The sequence below is a fragment of the Ralstonia sp. A12 genome, from assembly GCF_000801955.1.
In the GTDB taxonomy this organism is placed as follows: Bacteria; Pseudomonadota; Gammaproteobacteria; order Burkholderiales; family Burkholderiaceae; genus Ralstonia.
Genome location: NZ_JSZO01000008.1, coordinates 131,909 through 149,917 on the forward strand (window position 1 = coordinate 131,909; position 18,009 = coordinate 149,917).

The 18,009-nt window shown below is 57.2% G+C and carries 15 protein-coding genes; 8 read left to right on the top strand and 7 right to left on the bottom strand.

All coding sequences use genetic code 11. The features are described 5' to 3' along the window. The first annotated feature begins 82 nt into the window (after window positions 1–82). From PI87_RS12445 to PI87_RS12475, 7 genes are all read left to right on the top strand, one after another. A complete protein-coding gene (locus PI87_RS12445; protein ID WP_039598011.1) occupies window positions 83–991 on the top strand; it encodes a LysR family transcriptional regulator in 909 nt (302 codons plus the stop codon). 25 nt (window positions 992–1,016) lie between these two features. Further along, window positions 1,017–1,916 carry a LysR substrate-binding domain-containing protein gene (locus PI87_RS12450; protein WP_039598012.1) on the top strand — a complete coding sequence of 300 codons (900 nt, stop codon included), beginning with the start codon at window positions 1,017–1,019 and terminating at the stop codon, window positions 1,914–1,916. A gap of 156 nt (window positions 1,917–2,072) precedes the next feature. Beyond that, window positions 2,073–3,029, top strand: a complete 957-nt coding sequence (locus PI87_RS12455; RefSeq protein ID WP_084209945.1) for a hydroxymethylglutaryl-CoA lyase — start codon at window positions 2,073–2,075, stop codon at window positions 3,027–3,029. Further along, the gene (locus PI87_RS12460; protein ID WP_039598013.1) at window positions 3,029–4,279 is read left to right on the top strand and encodes a CaiB/BaiF CoA transferase family protein; all 1,251 of its coding nucleotides are present in this window, start codon (window positions 3,029–3,031) and stop codon (window positions 4,277–4,279) included. The genes PI87_RS12455 and PI87_RS12460 overlap by 1 nt, the downstream gene beginning before the upstream one ends. A gap of 52 nt (window positions 4,280–4,331) precedes the next feature. Continuing rightward, window positions 4,332–4,856, top strand: a complete 525-nt coding sequence (locus PI87_RS12465; RefSeq protein WP_039598014.1) for a gamma carbonic anhydrase family protein — start codon at window positions 4,332–4,334, stop codon at window positions 4,854–4,856. Between the two features lie 84 nt (window positions 4,857–4,940). After that, on the top strand, window positions 4,941–6,407 hold the full coding sequence (locus PI87_RS12470; protein ID WP_084209946.1) for an MFS transporter: 1,467 nt from the start codon (window positions 4,941–4,943) through the stop codon (window positions 6,405–6,407). Between the two features lie 338 nt (window positions 6,408–6,745). Continuing rightward, a complete protein-coding gene (locus PI87_RS12475; RefSeq protein ID WP_039598015.1) occupies window positions 6,746–7,894 on the top strand; it encodes a porin in 1,149 nt (382 codons plus the stop codon). Between the two features lie 290 nt (window positions 7,895–8,184). On the opposite strand, the gene PI87_RS12480 is transcribed toward PI87_RS12475, so the two are convergent. The 3 genes from PI87_RS12480 to PI87_RS12495 form a co-directional block, all read right to left on the bottom strand. Continuing rightward, window positions 8,185–10,140: an aconitase family protein gene (locus tag PI87_RS12480; protein WP_039598016.1), complete on the bottom strand. Its 1,956-nt coding sequence runs from the start codon at window positions 10,138–10,140 to the stop codon at window positions 8,185–8,187. A gap of 94 nt (window positions 10,141–10,234) precedes the next feature. Continuing rightward, window positions 10,235–11,128, bottom strand: coding sequence for a LysR family transcriptional regulator (locus PI87_RS12485; protein WP_039598017.1), 894 nt, complete (start codon window positions 11,126–11,128; stop codon window positions 10,235–10,237). Between the two features lie 449 nt (window positions 11,129–11,577). After that, window positions 11,578–11,844, bottom strand: a complete 267-nt coding sequence (locus tag PI87_RS12495; RefSeq protein WP_039598019.1) for a CPCC family cysteine-rich protein — start codon at window positions 11,842–11,844, stop codon at window positions 11,578–11,580. 305 nt (window positions 11,845–12,149) lie between these two features. Between PI87_RS12495 and PI87_RS12500 the strand changes: the two genes are divergently transcribed. After that, entirely contained in the window at window positions 12,150–12,452 is a 303-nt protein-coding gene (locus tag PI87_RS12500; RefSeq protein WP_052321508.1) for a hypothetical protein, read from the top strand. A 327-nt stretch (window positions 12,453–12,779) separates the two neighbouring features. On the opposite strand, the gene acpA is transcribed toward PI87_RS12500, so the two are convergent. The 4 genes from acpA to PI87_RS12520 form a co-directional block, all read right to left on the bottom strand. Further along, window positions 12,780–14,372 (bottom strand): acid phosphatase, encoded by a 1,593-nt coding sequence (gene acpA / locus PI87_RS12505; protein WP_084209947.1) that lies wholly within the window; start codon window positions 14,370–14,372, stop codon window positions 12,780–12,782. Between the two features lie 509 nt (window positions 14,373–14,881). Then, entirely contained in the window at window positions 14,882–15,160 is a 279-nt protein-coding gene (locus PI87_RS12510; protein WP_039598020.1) for a hypothetical protein, read from the bottom strand. Between the two features lie 411 nt (window positions 15,161–15,571). Beyond that, window positions 15,572–16,903 carry a PIN domain-containing protein gene (locus PI87_RS12515; protein ID WP_039598021.1) on the bottom strand — a complete coding sequence of 444 codons (1,332 nt, stop codon included), beginning with the start codon at window positions 16,901–16,903 and terminating at the stop codon, window positions 15,572–15,574. 56 nt (window positions 16,904–16,959) lie between these two features. Then, window positions 16,960–17,883, bottom strand: coding sequence for a restriction endonuclease (locus PI87_RS12520; RefSeq protein ID WP_442965489.1), 924 nt, complete (start codon window positions 17,881–17,883; stop codon window positions 16,960–16,962). Between the last annotated feature and the right edge of the window lie 126 nt (window positions 17,884–18,009).

Consider the following 18,009-nt stretch of genomic DNA (forward strand, 5'->3'; position numbering starts at 1 on the left):
TTACTTAGCAATAGCTCGCAATGCTCTGCTCCCGCAGCGCACTCATAGCTTTCATTCCCTCTTACTGGGGAGTAAGAATCGAATGCCGCAAGATTTCACGATGAGGCAGCTTCGCTACTTTGTGGCAGCAGCGGAGAGCGGACAGTTCTCGATGGCCGCCACCAATGAGCACATCTCTCAGTCGGCGGTCACGAATGCAGTTTCTACGTTAGAAGAAATACTGGGAACGCGCCTGTTTGACAGGCTGCCACACGGCGTCTCGCTCACACTAGACGGACATGATTTTTACTATCATGCGCGACACGTCATCGACTCGCTCAGTGATGCCTTGCACAAATCCCGATCTCGATCCCGAGATGCTCAAGGCGTGGTGCGCATAGGTGCGTCATACACGGTGATGGGGTACTTCCTTCCCGAGGTGCTCGCCCGGTTCCGAGCGAGCTATCCGCATATCCATTTCGAGCTTCACGATCTCGATCGGGAGACGCTGGAGCAAGCGGTAGTATCGGGCCGGATCGACATCGGCATCGCGTTGCTCTCGAACGTGACCGCGATCAATCGCTTCGAGCACCGTAGCCTCATTCGCTCTCACCGAAAACTTTGGGTAGCTCCTGCTCACCCGCTCGCTCAGTTGTCCAACCCATCCCTGCGCGACATCGCGGAGCACCCTTACATCATGCTCACGGTAGACGAAGGCGAAGAGTCGACGATGCGGTACTGGAGGAGGCAGAAACAGGCGCCAAAGGTTATTCTTCGCACCGGCTCGATGGAGGCGCTTCGAGGTTTTGTATCACATGGCTTCGGGGTAACGATTCTCTCGGAGATGGTGTTCCGTCCTTGGTCTCTCGAGGGCAAGCGAATTGAAGCGCGGGATGTGGCAACCGCAATTCCGCCGATGGACGTTGGCATGCTCTGGCGTAAAAACACTGCTCCGTCGCCGCCCGCCCGGACTTTCATTGACTTCCTGACATACTCAGGGCAGCGCGGGTAAGTCAAGCTTCGCAGGAGACGACGAAATGTGGCAACCGGATCCGACCTCACTCAGACTGTTCATCGCCATTTGCGAAGAAGGCAGCATCGCGCGCGCGAGCGAACGTGAAGGGATGGCCGCCGCCGCAGTTAGTAAACGCGTCACCGATATGGAGCAGGCGCTCGGCACGGCATTGCTCCTGCGAAAATCTCGCGGGGTAACCGCAACAGCGGCCGGCGAGATTTTTCTACGTCATGCAAGGCAACTGATGCACGGCGTCGAAGCACTTCAAAGCGATCTGAGTGAGTTCTCAACCGGAGTACGGGGCTTGGTTCGCGTATTGGCCAACGTCTCTTCGATCGTTGAGTTCGTGCCCGACGAAATCGCTTCATTCCTCCAAGCGAACGACAAAATCCAGATTGTCCTTGAGGAGCGAGTGAGTGCCGATGTCGTTCGGGCTATCGCAAGCGGTGCGGCCGACATAGGAATTTGTCGAGATTTCGTCGGCGGCACTGAAGTCAGAATGCTACCGTTTCGATCCGACCACTTCGCTGTAGTCGTCAAGAGAAATCATCCGCTCGCAGATAGAGAGACACTCTCCTTTGTTGATACGCTCGACTACGAGCAGATCGGACTATCAGTGAACGCGGCAGTCAACGCGCTGATGAAGCGCACAGCGTCCGAGCACGCGCGGACGATTCGATACCGCGCAAACGTATCAAGCTTTGATGCCGTATTCCGCCTCATTCACTGGAACCTTGGACTCGCGGTGCTGCCGATCGAGGCCGTTGAGAGATATCGCAACCTGTACAACTTGTGTGCGATACCTTTGCTAGACGAGTGGGCCACGAGACGATTCGTCATTTGCGTAGACCATGCTGGTGAACTTTCAGTGGCTGCTCGTCGCTTTCTGGATCACTTGCTGGGTCATCGAACGTCCGAATAAACCCTGACAGGGATAGCCCTGGGCGCTCTACGCCCTTATCTGACAAGGCTTTCCTGCCATCGCCTGTGACGATGGCATCCATCGCGTCCTGACAGTTGTCCCAGCACCACCGCCCTTGCATGCTTGCCACTCAATCGACAAGTCGAGGGCAGTAACGTGCGGCAGCAAAGCAAAAATGTAATCGTTCAGGAGGTTGGACTTCGGGATGGCTTGCAAAGCGTCCCTGTGGTCATGCCGACACACGCCAAGAAGGCGTGGGTCAACGCCGCCTACACCGCCGGAGTTCGGCACATCGAGGTGGCTTCGTTTGTTCCGGCAAAGCTGCTTCCGCAGATGGCTGATGCCGAACAGGTTGTGGCCCATGCCCTAACCTTTCCGGACCTCGTGGTAACAGCGCTGGTACCGAATTTGAAGGGAGCTGAAAACGCTCTGAAGGCGGGAGCACATCGGATCGTCGCTCCAATCTCCGTCAGTGAAAAACACAGCCTGGCAAATGTTCGTAAAACGCCGGATGCGATGATCGCCGAGTTTCAACGGATGCGTGAGCTACGCGACAGCGAGCCCGCTTGGTCCCATACCGCGCTGGTGGCGGGGCTTTCAACTGTTTTCGGCTGCTCATACCAGGGATATGTGCCTGAGCAAGATGTGTGCGACGTTGCACTCAAGGCAATCCAGGCCGGGGCAGATGTCGTCGCGCTGGGCGATACAACGGGCCACGCCACGCCAACTCACGTCAAGCGGCTCCTTGAGCGTCTCCTGCCTATTGCAGACGGAAAGGTCAAGAGCCTTCACTTCCATGACACGCGGGGCCTGGCCTTGGCGAACACCGTCGTTGCACTAGAGCATGGCGTCCGCGAGTTCGACGCCTCCCTCGCTGGCTTGGGGGGATGTCCTCACGCCCCTGGTGCGACTGGCAACGTGGCGACGGAAGACCTCGTCTACTTGCTGCACAGCATGGGCTATGAGACGGGCATTGATCTTCAAGGGTTGATCGGGATAAGGGCGATCTTGACCCGGGAGCTACCGAGCGAGCCGCTTTATGGGCACATCTCCCGCGCGGGCATTCTCGATAGTTCGGTTCCCCAGCAACTGAGTGCGCACGGAGTGCAATGATGAGCCGCCTAGATCTAGAGAACGCAGGGAAAACGGACACCAAACTGCCACTGCACGGCATTCGTGTGGTTGAGCTATCGCACATGGTCATGGGACCAACGTGCGGCATGATCTTGGGTGATCTCGGCGCCGAAGTCATCAAAGTTGAGCCACCCAAAGGAGACAACACGCGTCGCTTGCTAGGAGCTGGTTCCGGTTTCTTCCGTACGTTCAATCGGAACAAGAAAAGCGTGGCGATCGACCTTGGAGAGCCAAGCGGCATTGACGCACTGCTCAAGCTGGTTGATACCGCTGACGTCTTTGTAGAGAACTTCAAGCCAGGCCGGATGAAAGAACTAGGCCTGGACTACGAAGCACTGCGCAAACGCAACCCGAAGATCGTCTATGTCTCCCACAAGGGTTTTCTGAGTGGCCCTTACGACAAACGACTTGCCCTCGATGAGGTCGTCCAAATGATGGCCGGCCTTGCCTATATGACGGGCCCGGTTGGGCGGCCGCTGCGCGCTGGTAGTTCGGTGAACGACATCATGGGCGGCATGTTCGGAGCCATCGGCGTACTAGCCGCCCTCTATGAACGGAACCTCACCGGCATTGGCAAGGAGGTTCAATCTGCATTGTTCGAGAACTGCGTACTGCTGTCCGCACAACACATGCAACAGTTCGTCGTAACGGGGCAACCGGCCGCCCCAATGCCCGAGCGCATTAACGCATGGGCTGTCTACGATGTCTTTGAACTTGCCGACAAGCAACAGATGTTCATTGCCGCCACCGGCGATGCTCAATGGAATTCCCTGTGTGACATCCTTGGGCGACAGGACCTGCAGGGCGATCCGCGGCTCAAGTCCAACAATGATCGCGTTCTGGCGCGCGACTGGATGATCCCATTGCTGTCGGACACGCTTCGCACACTCCAACCGACCGCGCTGGCGGCAGCATTTGAAGCGAACAGTGTGCCATTCGCCGCCATTGCGCGTCCAGAAGACCTATTCAACGACCGCCACCTCAAGGAAAGCGGTGGACTGGTGAAGCTGACGCTTGATGACGGGTCGAACACCGACATTCCGCTGTTACCAATCTCAATAGATGGGGCCCGTCTCCAGCCCCGTCTGGCCATTCCTCGCATTGGCGAGCATACCCGCTCAACCCTCGCTTCACTCGGCTACAAGGCTGATCAGATCGACGAACTTGTTCGCAGCGGAGTTGTGAAGGCAGCTGAGCACCTCGCTGAGCCAGGTCAGATCTCGGACTAGATATCGGCTCATCGCCGGGTTATCGACAAACCAAATCATAGGGAAGCGCACTATGCCTATCTTCCAGTTGGGTGACCAGTCGCCCGCCATCGCTGACTCTGCTTTTGTTGCCGAGGGCTCTACCGTCATCGGTAGAGTGACCATTGGTGCAGGCGCAAGCGTCTGGCCCAATGCCGTCCTTCGCGGAGACAACGAACCGATCTTCATTGGCGAGAACAGCAACGTTCAGGAGGGTGCTGTCCTGCATACCGACCCAGGCTTCCCGCTTGTTGTCGAAGATAACGTAAGCGTTGGTCACCAAGCCATGCTTCACGGGTGCACGATTGGCGCCGGAAGCCTCGTTGGCATACAGGCTGTGATCTTGAACGGCTCAGTGGTCGGGAAGAATTGCCTAGTGGGGGCAGGCGCTCTGATCACTGAAAAGAAGGTATTCCCGGATAACGTCCTCATTATTGGATCACCTGCGAAGGTCGCTAGAGAATTGACTAGCGAAGAAATCAAAAATATCTCGGCAAATGCCGCCGGGTATGCAACCAAAGCCGACCAATATAGGTATCTCCTTAGTCGGGTCGAGTAGACGGTCCACCCCCCTAGCGGTGATCGAAGACCGAGCGCCGCTCCACCCGAAAGAATCGGCTCAGACCGACTATGGGAGACACAGATGAAACTATCCAGAGCGATAGCCTACCCAAATAACGGAGTCGCGCCGCAGGGCTCCCTGCAGTCGGAACCAATCGAAACAGTTGACGCCGTTCAGCACTCAATCGGCCAGATTGGTGCCCGCTTGGACAGGCTTCCGCCAACAAAGTCGGTCTGGATCATGGTCATGATGTTGAGTCTCGGCTATTTTTTCGAGATCTATGACTTGATGTACACAGGCTACATAGCACCAGGACTAGTAAAAAGCGGAGTATTGACACAAACAACTCATGGCCTATTCGGCACCACTGGTGTTGCAAGCTTCATCGCATCGCTGTTCGCTGGATTGTTTCTCGGCACCTTGGTTTGCGGCTTCTTAGCCGATAGATATGGCCGACGTGCGATATTCACCTACGCCCTCCTCCTGTATACCGCTGCAAATACCCTGATGGCGTTCCAGGACACGGCGCTGGGGCTCAATTTCTGGCGGTTTGTAGCCGGCCTTGGCTTGGGGGTCGAGCTCATCACAATTGGCACGTACATCTCCGAGCTGGTTCCCAAGCAAATTCGGGGCCGAGCATTTGCTTGCGGACAAGCCGTTGGTTTCTCGGCCGTGCCGTTGGTCGCGTTCCTTTCTTACCTCCTGGTTCCTCACTCGTTCTTGGGTCTTGAGGGGTGGAGATGGGTAGTTCTTTTGGGCGCGCACGGTGCCATCTTTGTGTGGTGGATACGCCTGCGACTGCCAGAAAGTCCTCGCTGGCTAGCGCAGAAGGGGCGATACCAGGAAGCTGACACAATCCTCAGAAGCCTAGAGGCCAAAGTCGAGCGCGAGTACGGAAAAGCTCTGCCGGCGCCCGCGATTCCCGAACAGACCGGATCCCAGGGAAGTTTCCGAGATATGTGGGTGAAGCCATATCGCAAGCGCACCCTGATGATGGTGATCTTCAACATCTTCCAAACCGTCGGCTACTACGGATTTGCCAGTTGGGTGCCCACTTTGCTCATCAAGCAAGGCGTCACGGTCACACAAAGCCTGATGTACTCCAGCATCATTGCCATAGCTGCACCTGTGGGCCCTTTGATCGGGCTCTTCATTGCCGATCGCCTTGAAAGAAAAACGGTAATCGTTGCGCTAAGTTTTGTGAATGTTATTTGTGGACTCTTGTTTAGCTATTTCCGTGATGCATCACTGGTGGTAGTGATGGGAGTATGCCTAACGCTGGCAGGCAATATTATTTCCTATACGTATCACGCCTATCAAACTGAGCTCTTCCCAACAAGCATTCGCGCTCGTGCCGTCGGCTTCGTCTATTCGTGGAGCCGCCTTTCCGCCATATTCTCCGCCTTCATCATCGCCAATATTCTCAAAGACTTTGGTGTCAGCGGCGTTTTCCTCTTTATTGGCGGGGCAATGACGATTGTCATGTTAGCCATTGGCCTCATGGGCCCGCGCACACGCAATCTTGGGCTCGAAGAGCTATCTCGGTAGCGCAGGAATCTATTCAAAACATCCCGGTTCGCTCCAGGAATATCGAGCCTTCCGGGCTGACTAAAAACAAGAAATAACATCGGCGAGAGACGAAGAGTCTGATGAGGTTGCGCCGAAAGACTTACCTAAACTGCATCTGATCGTCTAGACCTCCAGCATCACGAAGAATAGATTCGCCGTCCGTTGTTGACGGAAAGTCGCCGCACTGAAATCCATCATTTGTATTCAGTAATCTTGAGCCGCCGGCCCAAGTATGGGGCTCTTTTTTTTAAAAAAATTGCGTCGCGACATCACCAAGTTAAACCGATGGCGCAAGACAACAAATGGAGACAGTAAAAATGAAAAGTCCAGTTGTGCTATTGGCATTGTTGGGGACCGCGTCGGGACACGTGTTGGCTCAGCAGAGCGTGACGCTGTATGGCGTGATCGATGCAAACATCGAGTACGTCAACCACCTCTCGGCGATTCCACCTGGCCAAACAGGTTTCCCGGGACCCGCTAAAAGCAGAATCAGCCTGAACTCGGGAGGGCTCAGCGGTTCGCGGTGGGGCATGCGCGGAGTGGAAGACCTCGGTGGTGGGCTCTCCGCCGTATTCGTACTGGAAAGCGGATTCAGCGTTGACGACGGCAAATCGCAGCAAAGCGGCCGCCTATTTGGTCGCCAAGGTTACGTTGGCCTACAAAGCAAAGACATTGGTCAGTTCTCGTTCGGGCGTCAATACACGACGATTTTCCAGTTGCTGGCAAACTTCCAACCCACTTCCTATGCCACGCAGTATGAGCCCGTTACGGTGCTAACCGGCCTCAACTTTCGCTCCGACAATATGGCCGTCTACGCTGGCACATTCGGCCCGCTGACAGCACAGCTTCATTGGACCTTCGGCAATGGTGCGTCCAGCGTCAATCCAAGCGGCGGTGGCAGCGGCGAAGTCGCGGGTCAGTTCCGGCGCGATAGCGGGTACGGGGCTGGTGTTGCATACGCCGCCGGGCCAATCGGAGCAACAGTGGTCTACGACCAATACAATCCGAGCGTGTCGCTCGGCGGCGGCGCATTCGGCACGGGAACCGTGCGCAAGGCCGCCGTGGCGGCCAGCTATACGTACGGTCCAACGAAAATGATGGCGGGCTACCGTTGGGGTCAAAACAAGAACGCCGATAGTTCACTCGCTTTGCGCGATGATTACTACTGGGCCGGCGTCAACTACCAGGCTACGAGCGCTGTGGGTCTCTCCCTCGAATATATCTATCAGAAGATAAAAACGATCAATAGTGCTCCATCGACACTATCGAACCCGTGGCAATTGGCGTTCATCGCCGATTACAGTGCGTCTAAACGGACAGACCTGTATCTGACTGCAGCTTATGCCTGCCACGCCGGACTGGCTCTCGATCAGTCTACGGTAGACGCGAACGCGGCAGGCTACGGACTTCCGGCGCGTGCTCGCAGTATGCTCGGTGCGGCGGCCGGTATCCGTCACAAGTTCTGAACGACTAGCAACCATGAGGGTGAACCATAGGCACACCCTACATTGGTCGGTGCTTGAGGAGGGTGACCTCCTCGCTTTTCTCTGCTCTCAATGCTCAGCAAGAGTCATTCAGTCTCAGGGTCCTCTGGCCGTGATGCGGACATTTCAAAAGCGACTTAGAGGCCTGTAGATATGCGGCGCCCTCCAGAGGGGCCATGTATGCCTCCTGCATTGCTGTTTTAATAGGACGCGAATCACCAAGCCTTCAAGGCGGAGCAAGTGATCGCCTCTTGACCGCTATTCGGTCTTCCTTATTCGTATTGCTGACGCAACTCAGCGAATGATGTGATTCTGCCGACCAGCGCGCTGGCGACTACGGTGGGTGGACTGGCCAGCCAGACTTGCCCTGGCCCAGATCGGCCCGGGAAGTTGCGATTGATCGCGCTGATGGTGACCTGGCTGGCGTCAATGGAGGCACCCGGCCCGCAGTTGGCGCACGCGCCACAAGAAGGTTGCAGGAGGATGGCCCCAACTTGCTCGAATGCTGCGATATAGCCGCGCTGCACGCAGTAGTCCCGCACGTCGGAGGTGCCGAACTGCAGATACAGCTTCACCTCGGCGGGCACCCGGATGCCGCGCTCCGAAGCCCAGGCGAGAACCTCGTGATAGCGATCGAAATCCTCTCGCTTGCCGGCGGTGCACGAACCTCCATAGGCGATATCGACACGCGGACGCACCACCAGATCACACAGCGCGATGCCGTTTCCAGGGTCGCCAGGTGCAGCAAGCATCGGCGAGATATCCGCACAATTGACCTCGATCACCTCGGCGTAGACTGCGTCGGCATCACTGTGCATCCAGGGTTCAATTTCGAAATCGATGCCGCGTCGCTCCTTGAGGAATCGGACAGTCTCATCATCGGGCGCGACGATGCCAGCGAGTCCGCCCAGTTCGGCCGCCATGTTCGTGAGCGTTGTCCGCTCGTCGGTCTTGATCTGTGCAATGGCTGAACCGACAAACTCGAACACCTTGCCCACACCCGCGCCACGGCGAATTCTAGGTTCAGCAAGCAGGTGGAGAACGAGGTCCTTCGCCGTGACGCCTGTCGGAACGGGACCATTAAAAATCACGCGAAGCGACTCGGGCACCGTCATCCGCACCGCACCGGTGACGAACGCATTGGCCATGTCGGTCGTGCCAACGCCAAACGCCAAGCAACCCAGCGCACCACTGTGAGGTGTGTGCGAATCCGTTCCAACAACCAATTGACCTGGCAATGCGTACCGCTCGGCCATCATCGCATGTGAGATCCCCTCGGAGCCTTCAATCAAGGTGCTATCCGCCTCACTCAAATATCCATGATTCCTCACGCCGTAATCGCGGGCGAACTGCCGATGCGCTTCCGACAGCTCCCGAACGTCGGGAAGCAGGCCGCCCCTGACATGCAGGTCGCTTCTGTGGGAGTACGAAAGGTGATCCTCGAAGGCAAGAATGGTCTCAGGCTCATGCAGCGACAGTGGCTCACCGAACGCGGCATGCAGCATATGCGTCGCCATTCCCGTGTAGTACTCGTGAATGAAACGCCAATCCGCTCGCACAAAGGCACCCGCGCCAAGCTGCAGTGATTCGCCCGTGCCTTCGGTGCGCAAGGCGTGCCGCTCTAGGATCTTCTGCACAAGCGTGCGCGGCGTCGGTTTTTCTGCATCGGCGGGGCGAATGTCCCGCATGTGCTGCGCGCCGTATCGCAGAAGGCCACCACTTCTCAAAATTGCCGCTGCGAGGCTATCACGCGAGGCAACGAGTTCCTCGATGTCGATCGCCTCGCCGCGCTGTATGCGCTCGATCAGCCCGAAATCCGTCGATGTGAAGAGCCCCAGATTGTCTGCATTCTGGCGATAGATGCGTTCGAAGCTCTTCGCGATTACGAGCAGAATGCCCGCGCGACGCTCGGCGAGCGGGCTGTGCTCGCGCGACGAACCTTTGCCATATCGGCTGCCTGCGACAGTCACGCAGAAGCGCCCGCTGCGCACGGCGTCAGGGCCAATGGGGTTGCGTCCGCCGGTTCGCAAGCCAAGATAGGGGAATCGGCCCAGACGATCGTCGAAACGGGTAAGCACGCTCATTGGCGTGATCTCGTCCGTCGAAACATCGTCTCTCAATTCCCCTGCATTGACCTGCGTCAGGTCAACGCCGGCAAGCTGCTGCTCAATCCGTTCAGGATCCGTGCAGAGAAACAGAATCCGGCCAGTCAAATCCAGTGAAGCCATCTAAGCTCTCCTTGAAAAGAAATCTAGACGGCGCGGACAGCGGCGACGAAGTGCTGGATTGGCACGGGGGGCATCGCAAACCGCAACGTCCGCGTTAGCCCTGGTTTTGTATCAGCATATCGATGAGTGCCTGAACGGCTTTGAGCCGGGGGGACTTTCTGAGCGCATGAACGCGCAGGCTGCGGCTGGTCGCCCACACCTCATTGAGCGGTCGGTGGACAAGACCAAGCGAGCCGGCAAGCGCGGACGCAGCGCTGGTGGGGATGATGCCGATGCCGAGCCCGGCATCGACCATGCGGCACTGCGCATCAAAACTGTTGACCGTCACAGTCAGCTTGAGCGGCATTTGTGCTGCGTCCGCACGCTCCTTTAGGAGCCGGTCCAGCGAGCCTCCCGCTTGCAGCGCAACCAATGGAAATCGGATGATGTCGTTGAACACTAGGGCATCGACGGAGGCGAGTTCGTGGCCGGGCGGCAACACAACCATCAGCGGATCGTCTGCAAAGTGCCAGGACTCCAAACCGCTCGGCATCTTGCTATTGGCGGATATGCCGACATCGGCCCGATCGTCAATACAAGCACGCACAACCTCATCGCTGATTCGTTCGGTCAACGCGATCTGCACGAGCGGGTATCGGGACTGAAAGGATTTCAGACGCTCCGGTAGAAAACCGACGATCGCCGACGTGTTCGCGCAAAGGCGCACAACACCAGCCACCTCGCCACTGAGTGACCGGACTTCTCGTTCAAGCGACTGCAATTGATCGTGTACCGACACCGCGCGCGAGAATGCGTGACGCCCCGCCTCAGTTAGCTCAACCCCTTTGGAAGAGCGTATTAGCAAGGGAAGACCGATCGCGGCCTCAAAGTCCGCGACACGCCTGCTGAGCGCTGAAGGCGCGATATGGTTACGGCTGGCCGCGCGTGCGATGGAGCCCTCCTCAACCACAGAGATAAACAGCTCCAAGCTATATGGATCAATTCGCATGTTGGACTGCCCCCGATACTACGACACTTGCCAGCCTCACGCCGAGGCCCGCTCAAAGGCACTCAACCCCACGTTTGGTACAGACTTTTTTGTACAGGTGCAGACATTTTTGTGCGCCGTTAGCCGCTGCTGGGGAAAATTTGCCAACAATTTCATCACAGCTCGACTGTTCTGCCCCTCGAAATACATACCGCCAGCAAAGGAGGCCACTGCAAACGTTCCTAACGCCAACGCAGCGGCCGGCATCTGGACCTCATTGCGTTCCGACAAGAGCAGCCATAGCAGTACAAGGGTACCAGCCCGCATAGCGGGGACCAATACGACAATGCGTCCTTCATCATCATGTGCATGTGTGCTCCTGCACTGCACTGGAATGTCTAATTCCTTTTTTAACCGCTTCTGGCTGCGGACGTTGTTCTGTCTTGGTAAAAAAAGCGGTGGCACGTGAGTCAAGGCTGACGCGGTGCATACCGATAGCGGCTGCTCGCATCGACCAGCAGGACCTTTGCGCGCATCGCCTCGCAGCACGCGCCTATACGCGCAAAGTTGTCCCGCGCTTCCCGCAGGGTCAGCCCATGGTTGGCACCCGACCACCGGTCGAGCGCGTCCAACCCGAAGCCGTCGTCTTCCCAGAAGCACACGGGGCAAATCTCCCATTCTCCTTTCGCGTCCAGGGTGAAGTGGTCACAGCAGTCACATTGATTATCGAGGTTCATTGAGGTCTTTCCTTGTAGACACCAGAGTAGCGTTCTTCCTCAATGGCGGCATGGCGTTGAGTACCGTTTGAGTACGCCGTCGAGCCGGTCTACCGGGTAACTAAGGCAAAGCTTCCGCGGTACTCGCCCAAGGTCTTCGCGCACGCCTGGGACCGGTTGCGCCGCGGAGGAGAAGTTAAGGAGAAGTGAGAGCATGGTGTCCCCCATGCTTGGGTACTGGGGGAGTCTTGCGGGGGACCCTGTTAGGGGAAATTTAATCGACATCGTCAATCAACGAACCGCCCCGTGCGGAAAGGAACGCGACGATGCAACCCACCCAGTTCGAAATTGGTCTGCCGTTCGAAATCGAGGCGACTTGGCCCTCGACGAATTCATTGCCAGCCGAGGTGCTGGAGCGCCTGCTGAACGGCGAGCGCCTCACTCAGCCGAAGTTCGGCACCAGCCGCTGGCGCCTCGCCGCGTATATCCGCCGACTGAAGTTCCTCGGCTGGCCGGTGAGCGCGACAAGGGTTCACTATCCGGGGTGCAAACGCCCCATTGCGCAATACTGGCTCACACACGACTTCATCGTGGAAGTACGTGCTCTACGTGAACTCCGGAAATGCTAGCCAGAGTTGGCAACTGTCATTCGACCGCAGACGGGGCAGGCCCTCACGGCCTGCTTCTCGTCCTTCACATAAAGGCACCGACACGAGACTGCATCGAAATGCATACGATGTCACATTAGGGGGAAATCTCGTAGGCAACGGACAAAAAAACACCCCTGCGAGAGGGGTGTGAGACAGCTTCGCTGCCTTCTGTCGTTGCTTAACCCCGCAACTATGTATCCACGGTTGGGGGTAAGAACCGAAAGCGTGGGGGTCCGTCAGCAGGCTAAACCACCGGATGCTCAGTGGCCTTTCGCCATCGACCGCCTGATCACGGCAGCGCCGACCTTACGGCGTCTGCGTAAAGTCAAACGCGTTGGTCAGATCGCCAGTCGCCGAGCGGAAGCCGGCGAGCGGTTTCAGGTTGAAGCGCTTGGTGATGAATTTCAGGATCGACGCCGTATCGTAGTAGGTGTGGTCGACATAGCCCTTCTTCGCGTACGGCGAGATCACGACGGCAGGAATGCGCGAGCCGGGGCCCCAGCGATCACCGGCGGGCGGTGCAACGTGGTCGTAGAAGCCGCCAAACTCATCCGTCGTCACAACGATGGCCATGTGGCCCCATTGCGGGCTCTTCTGCAGCGCAGCCAGCACGTTGGCGAGGTCCACATCGGCGTCTTGCACGTCGGAGTAGCCGGGGTGGCCGTTCACGTTGCCAGCAGGCTTGTAGAACGAGACCGCAGGCAAGGTGCCGTTTGCGGCATCGGCCAGCATGTTGGTCGCATCCTGCAGGTGGTTGGCACGCTCGGCTTGCCCCAGCGTGGTGGTCGGGTCAAAGCGCGAGTAGTAGTTGAACGGTTGATGATGCGGCTCGAAATCCGGCTGGCCCGGGTTTTCCGTCCAGATCAGCTTGTAGTTCTTGCTGTCGCGCACGGTCAGGCCTTCGACCAGCGCGTTGTTCCATTGACCGGCATACCACTTCCAGTTGACGCCTGCCGCGGTGAGCGTGTCGCCGATGGTCGTGAACTTGGTGGAGTCGATCGGGGGCAGCACGGCGGAGCCTTCGTAGGCATCACCAGCGGGGTTGGCCAGGCGCACATCCTGACCTGGTGCTGAAGGCGCAGCGCTCGGCTGATACGGCGGCAGGATCGTGTTGACCGCATAGCCATCTGGCGTGACGGAACCATCCTGAACAAACTTGACCGGCCCCTTGCTGGCGCTGGCGGGCGAGGTCGGATCAATCTTCAACGCTTTGCCCGTGGCATCTACGGTTGCGATCTCGCTGGCCGGTGCGTTGGGGTACGTCGGCGCACAGGCGCAAACCAAGTATTGGTGGTTCAGGAACGAGCCGCCAAACGCGCCCTGGAAGAAGTTGTCGGCCACCGTGTATTGCTGGGCGAGCTTGTACAGGTTCAAGCCCGAACCGTCGTAGTAGCCCATGACGTAGCCGCCACGGTTGGAGTACGCCGCAAACATGTTGTTGGCGCCGCCATTGATCTGCATCTGGTGCTGATAGAAGCGATGCACGAGATCCGGCCCGACCACGCTCATGGTGCTGTTGATGGGCGCGGCATCCAGGCGGAAAGGCGCATTGGGCAAGGCGCTCACTTTGCCAAGCGCAGGATCGGTTTCGCTACCCCAGACGGCGGGCAGGTTTGCCAGCACGGTCTTGCCGTCGAAATCCACTTGCGCGTTGGCCGCCGTGACGTTGCTCAGGCCGTTGGCGCCTGGGAAGTTGCCAAACAGGTTATCGAACGAGCGGTTTTCCAGATAGATGACCACCACGTTCTGGACCTTGCTGATATCCCCCGTGGCAGCGGGCGTGCCCGTGGGCGTGTCATCACTGGACCCGTTACAGCCGGCAAGAGAGACGAGCAGTAGCGAAGCAGCAAAGATGCCGCGAACGGCCACCGTAATCGGCCGCAGATTTTTCTTTTCCATTGTTCAACTCTGATTTTTTTTGAATAGTCGTTTTGCAAGAAGGCTACCGACTCCCCCCAAAAACCAAATGGCGAACGAATGGGTAGCGGCGGCGAGGTTATGCACCGACTGTGACAGTTTCGTCACAGCGTTTAGAACCCGCGCTCATGACTCAAATGCGCCTAAATATGCATCCGACGTGCGCTACAGACGAAAACGATTGCGTGCACATGCTGTTTTCCGCAGCGTGATGCGACATAGAAATATGGCGATATCGGAATTGGCAAATTTCAGAGATGCGCATCGAAAAAACAACGCATCACCTGCAAATTGAGAGACAAATAGCCCGATCCATTCACCATTCGGAAGTGACGCTTCACTTCACGACGTTGGTTGCCGTTAGCGCCCCTCCCCCGAGATCAAAGCTCGGCGGTTGAAGGTCGGCGTGTCAGTTGTGGGATGTTGGGCCAGCCGAACGGCTTCCCGATTGCTCCCCCGCCCGTCTCGGGGTCGCGTTCATTGCGGTTCTTTTATTTCTGTTGATTTGCGCGTTCCAGCACGCGCAGGATTTCCCACCGGTACAGGTCGACCAGCACGCCCTCCAGCGTGGTCAGCATGTACGCGCCAAGTGCGTCCAGAAACCCGGCCTGGTATTCGGCGGGCTTGTCTTGGATGTGGAGCTGGTATTCCCAACGCAGCGTCTTGGGCTCGAACTGCCGATGCAGCTTCAGGCCCGCTTGCGTGCGGCGCAGAAAATCTCGCCCGCTCAGGGCGCCTTGCAGATAGTCGCGCTTGGTTTCAAGGCTCATCGGGCGCCTCCGGACGGAGGATGTTGCGCGATGCGGGTGGGATGCCAGATTGCGGGGCAATGCCCGCGTGGGATGGGTACGGCTTGGGTCGGTTGATCCATTGTCTTGCCCTCTACTGATTGAGTGGGGAGCCACCCACCGGTGAGGGTGGGCGGGCACACGACAAGGTCTGCAATACCGACGAGATAACTAGACGGCAGGGCCGGAGCCCTCCCTGCCGGGCCCGCCCGTAGGGCGAACGACAGCAGCGGAGGAAACTTGAGAAGTTTCTCCGGTTATCTCGTTCGGGATTGCAGTCCCGGCTGCGGTTGTTTTCGCAGCGGGGAGGAGTTTAGCGCCGCAAAGTGATGTACGGCAAGCCAAAGGGCCACCGTCTTGGATCTTCGTATTCACATTCAGGCGCTTCTGCAATCAGTCCCCTGCGATACCGTAAAACCCCCCCAGCCGCTCAACCCACTCAATGCCTCCGGAAGTCTCCAGCATTTCGATCTCCGCTGGATAGAACTCCACAAGTTCGGGGGCGCCCATCTCATAAAATTCATCACCCTGCTCATAAAACTGCTGCGCCAGGATCTTAGTGACACCATATTTATTTGAATTTATATCCAACACTAGCTGCCTCTCTCCAAGCCTTCTCTTACGAATAGCCAGAGTTCGCGCTATCAAATGATCGACATAATCCAGCGACTCCTTCGCCTTTAACAAATCCTTCTCTATATCCTTTGCAACCCTATCGGCTTTCTCATTTTTCTCGCTTCCGAATCTCGCCCTTAGCCTCTGCAACCGATCGGAAGCATCCCTCAATTTTGACGCGTACTCTTCACGAGCCTCATGAAGATGGGCCAATCTATGATCCTCCAGCTCCTCTGTAGCCAGTCGATCCCGAACCTCAGTTACCTCGCTAACGGAGGCTTGTTCAACTGACGTCTTAAAGAAAGCGCTAGCATGCTGCAGAAATTGGTCTGCCTGGTACATATGAAACTCTTGACCAGTTACGCGACGATATTCTTGCCTCAACTGCGGCAACGGCCCTATTATTTTCCCATCCACGCGCAGCCACCAATCTTCCTTTACGTCATCAGTGACAAAAATAACCGGCTTCGAGCTAGCTCGCCCAAGCTGCAGAATATCCCACCATATCTTCGCATCGCCAAATTTCTTTCCGCTTTGTTTTTCGGAATCCGCAAATCCTGGTGGCACCTTCTCTTCAAGTCTCTGCTTCGCCCATTTTTCTATTTCTGGAACCTTATCGACGCTGGGCTCGTCCCGCACCCGACCCTCCAATAGCCTTGCCAGCTTCTCTAGGATTGGATCCGACATAATTTCAATCGGAGGGCGACGCTTTTTAAGATCCATTACTTCCTGCACCGCAGCCTCGAATGATCGATCAAGCTCCGCAATAAGCTTGACGATATTTATCTGTGCGTGACGCTTCATAGACTCAAGGTCACTTCTTGCCTTGTTATGCGCACCCCTCAAAGCTTTTTCGAGCGTTCCACCAATAGCGTTTTGATCAGATATAACTTTGATCCTGTTGTCAAAGAACTCAGCAGCAACCTGAAAAGGTATCCTGACCCTAGCGCCAATCTTCGCGAGAAGACCAAAGTAATCATCTCTAGTCGATTCGCTATATCTGTAGAGATTTAGCAAAACATTTGTATCAAATACAAACCATGCCTCTCTCATCATTGAATCGATATCGCCCTGCTCGACAGGAAAGTGACCGTTAAACTCTTTTCGCATCTGATTTTATGAATTAGTTAATCACTTAGATTTGATTGATGGGGTAGCGTTCTCGGTTAGAGCATCCGCCCCATCTGCAACGTATACCGACACCCCGTCCGAAAATTAGTACACCCCCAAAACACCCCATTCTTCCCATTCCGCGCCACCAGCTTCACCCCACAAGCCGGGCACGAAGGCGTGCGGTAATCCCCCTCAAACACCTTCGCCAGCAGCGCGGCCTGCTTGTCCGCGTCGAGCGCGCGGATGCGCTCAAGCACCGCCGGCCCGTCCAATAGCTGGATACCGGCAAGCTCGGAATAGTCCTGCACCGGGTTCCCGACATAACCGGACAAAGACCAGAACACGCCCCGCTTGACCTTGTGCGCCAGCATGGAGCCGCCCAGCGCCCGCACCTGCTCCACCTTGACGGGCTTGGACCACGCCTTGCACTGGACCACCGCCACGGGCGCATCCAGGCCGGCCTTGTACAGCGTGGCGTCAATGCCGCCGTCCGGGCCGTGCGGCACCGTCTTCACCGTGAACCCCATCAGTTCGTAGTACTGCACGCACAGCAGCTCGAACCGCTTCCACTCAAGCGACTTGATGGCCTCCAGAGTCCAGCTCTGCGGCACGGCAGCTTCAGCCTGCGTGGGGGCTTGCGGAGGTGTGGTGGCGTCGCGCGTGGGATTGGGCGCGTCGGTGCGCGCGGCGTTGCGGGCAGGTTGTGGCTGCACCTTCTGCGGCCGAGACCGCCCTGCCGGTTCAATGCGCGTGATGCCGAGCCGGGCGTCGGCCCGCTGGCGGTGCTCCCGCAAGTACGACAACACGGCAAAGAAGGCGAGCAGCAAGGCGGGCACCCACGCCAGCCCGCGAATCATCACCACGATGATGCCCAGAAACGGATTGGTGGCAAATGCCGCCGGAAGGATGTTGTGGAAGATCAGGTAACTGGCCCCCGAGCCAATCGCCAGCATCCACCACGGCAACGCCAGCAGCACGTCGCTCGTGGAGGGTTGTTTCTTTCTCCTACGCCCCATTGCCTGACCCTTGAAGGTTTTCTTTCTTGGGAACCGCCTTTTAGATATTTAGGATTAGGCGATTATTTATAATCCGAATAAGGTAAT

Bases quoted from the DNA above. Each gene is read 5' to 3' on its own strand.
- PI87_RS12445 (WP_039598011.1), top strand. From the start codon at position 83: ATGCCGCAAGATTTCACGATGAGGCAGCTTCGCTACTTTGTGGCAGCA.
- PI87_RS12450 (WP_039598012.1), top strand. From the start codon at position 1,017: ATGTGGCAACCGGATCCGACCTCACTCAGACTGTTCATCGCCATTTGC.
- PI87_RS12460 (WP_039598013.1), top strand. From the start codon at position 3,029: ATGAGCCGCCTAGATCTAGAGAACGCAGGGAAAACGGACACCAAACTG.
- PI87_RS12465 (WP_039598014.1), top strand. From the start codon at position 4,332: ATGCCTATCTTCCAGTTGGGTGACCAGTCGCCCGCCATCGCTGACTCT.
- PI87_RS12470 (WP_084209946.1), top strand. From the start codon at position 4,941: ATGAAACTATCCAGAGCGATAGCCTACCCAAATAACGGAGTCGCGCCG.
- PI87_RS12475 (WP_039598015.1), top strand. From the start codon at position 6,746: ATGAAAAGTCCAGTTGTGCTATTGGCATTGTTGGGGACCGCGTCGGGA.
- PI87_RS12480 (WP_039598016.1), bottom strand. From the start codon at position 10,140: ATGGCTTCACTGGATTTGACTGGCCGGATTCTGTTTCTCTGCACGGAT.
- PI87_RS12485 (WP_039598017.1), bottom strand. From the start codon at position 11,128: ATGCGAATTGATCCATATAGCTTGGAGCTGTTTATCTCTGTGGTTGAG.
- PI87_RS12495 (WP_039598019.1), bottom strand. From the start codon at position 11,844: ATGAACCTCGATAATCAATGTGACTGCTGTGACCACTTCACCCTGGAC.
- PI87_RS12500 (WP_052321508.1), top strand. From the start codon at position 12,150: ATGCAACCCACCCAGTTCGAAATTGGTCTGCCGTTCGAAATCGAGGCG.
- acpA (WP_084209947.1), bottom strand. From the start codon at position 14,372: ATGGAAAAGAAAAATCTGCGGCCGATTACGGTGGCCGTTCGCGGCATC.
- PI87_RS12510 (WP_039598020.1), bottom strand. From the start codon at position 15,160: ATGAGCCTTGAAACCAAGCGCGACTATCTGCAAGGCGCCCTGAGCGGG.
- PI87_RS12515 (WP_039598021.1), bottom strand. From the start codon at position 16,903: ATGCGAAAAGAGTTTAACGGTCACTTTCCTGTCGAGCAGGGCGATATC.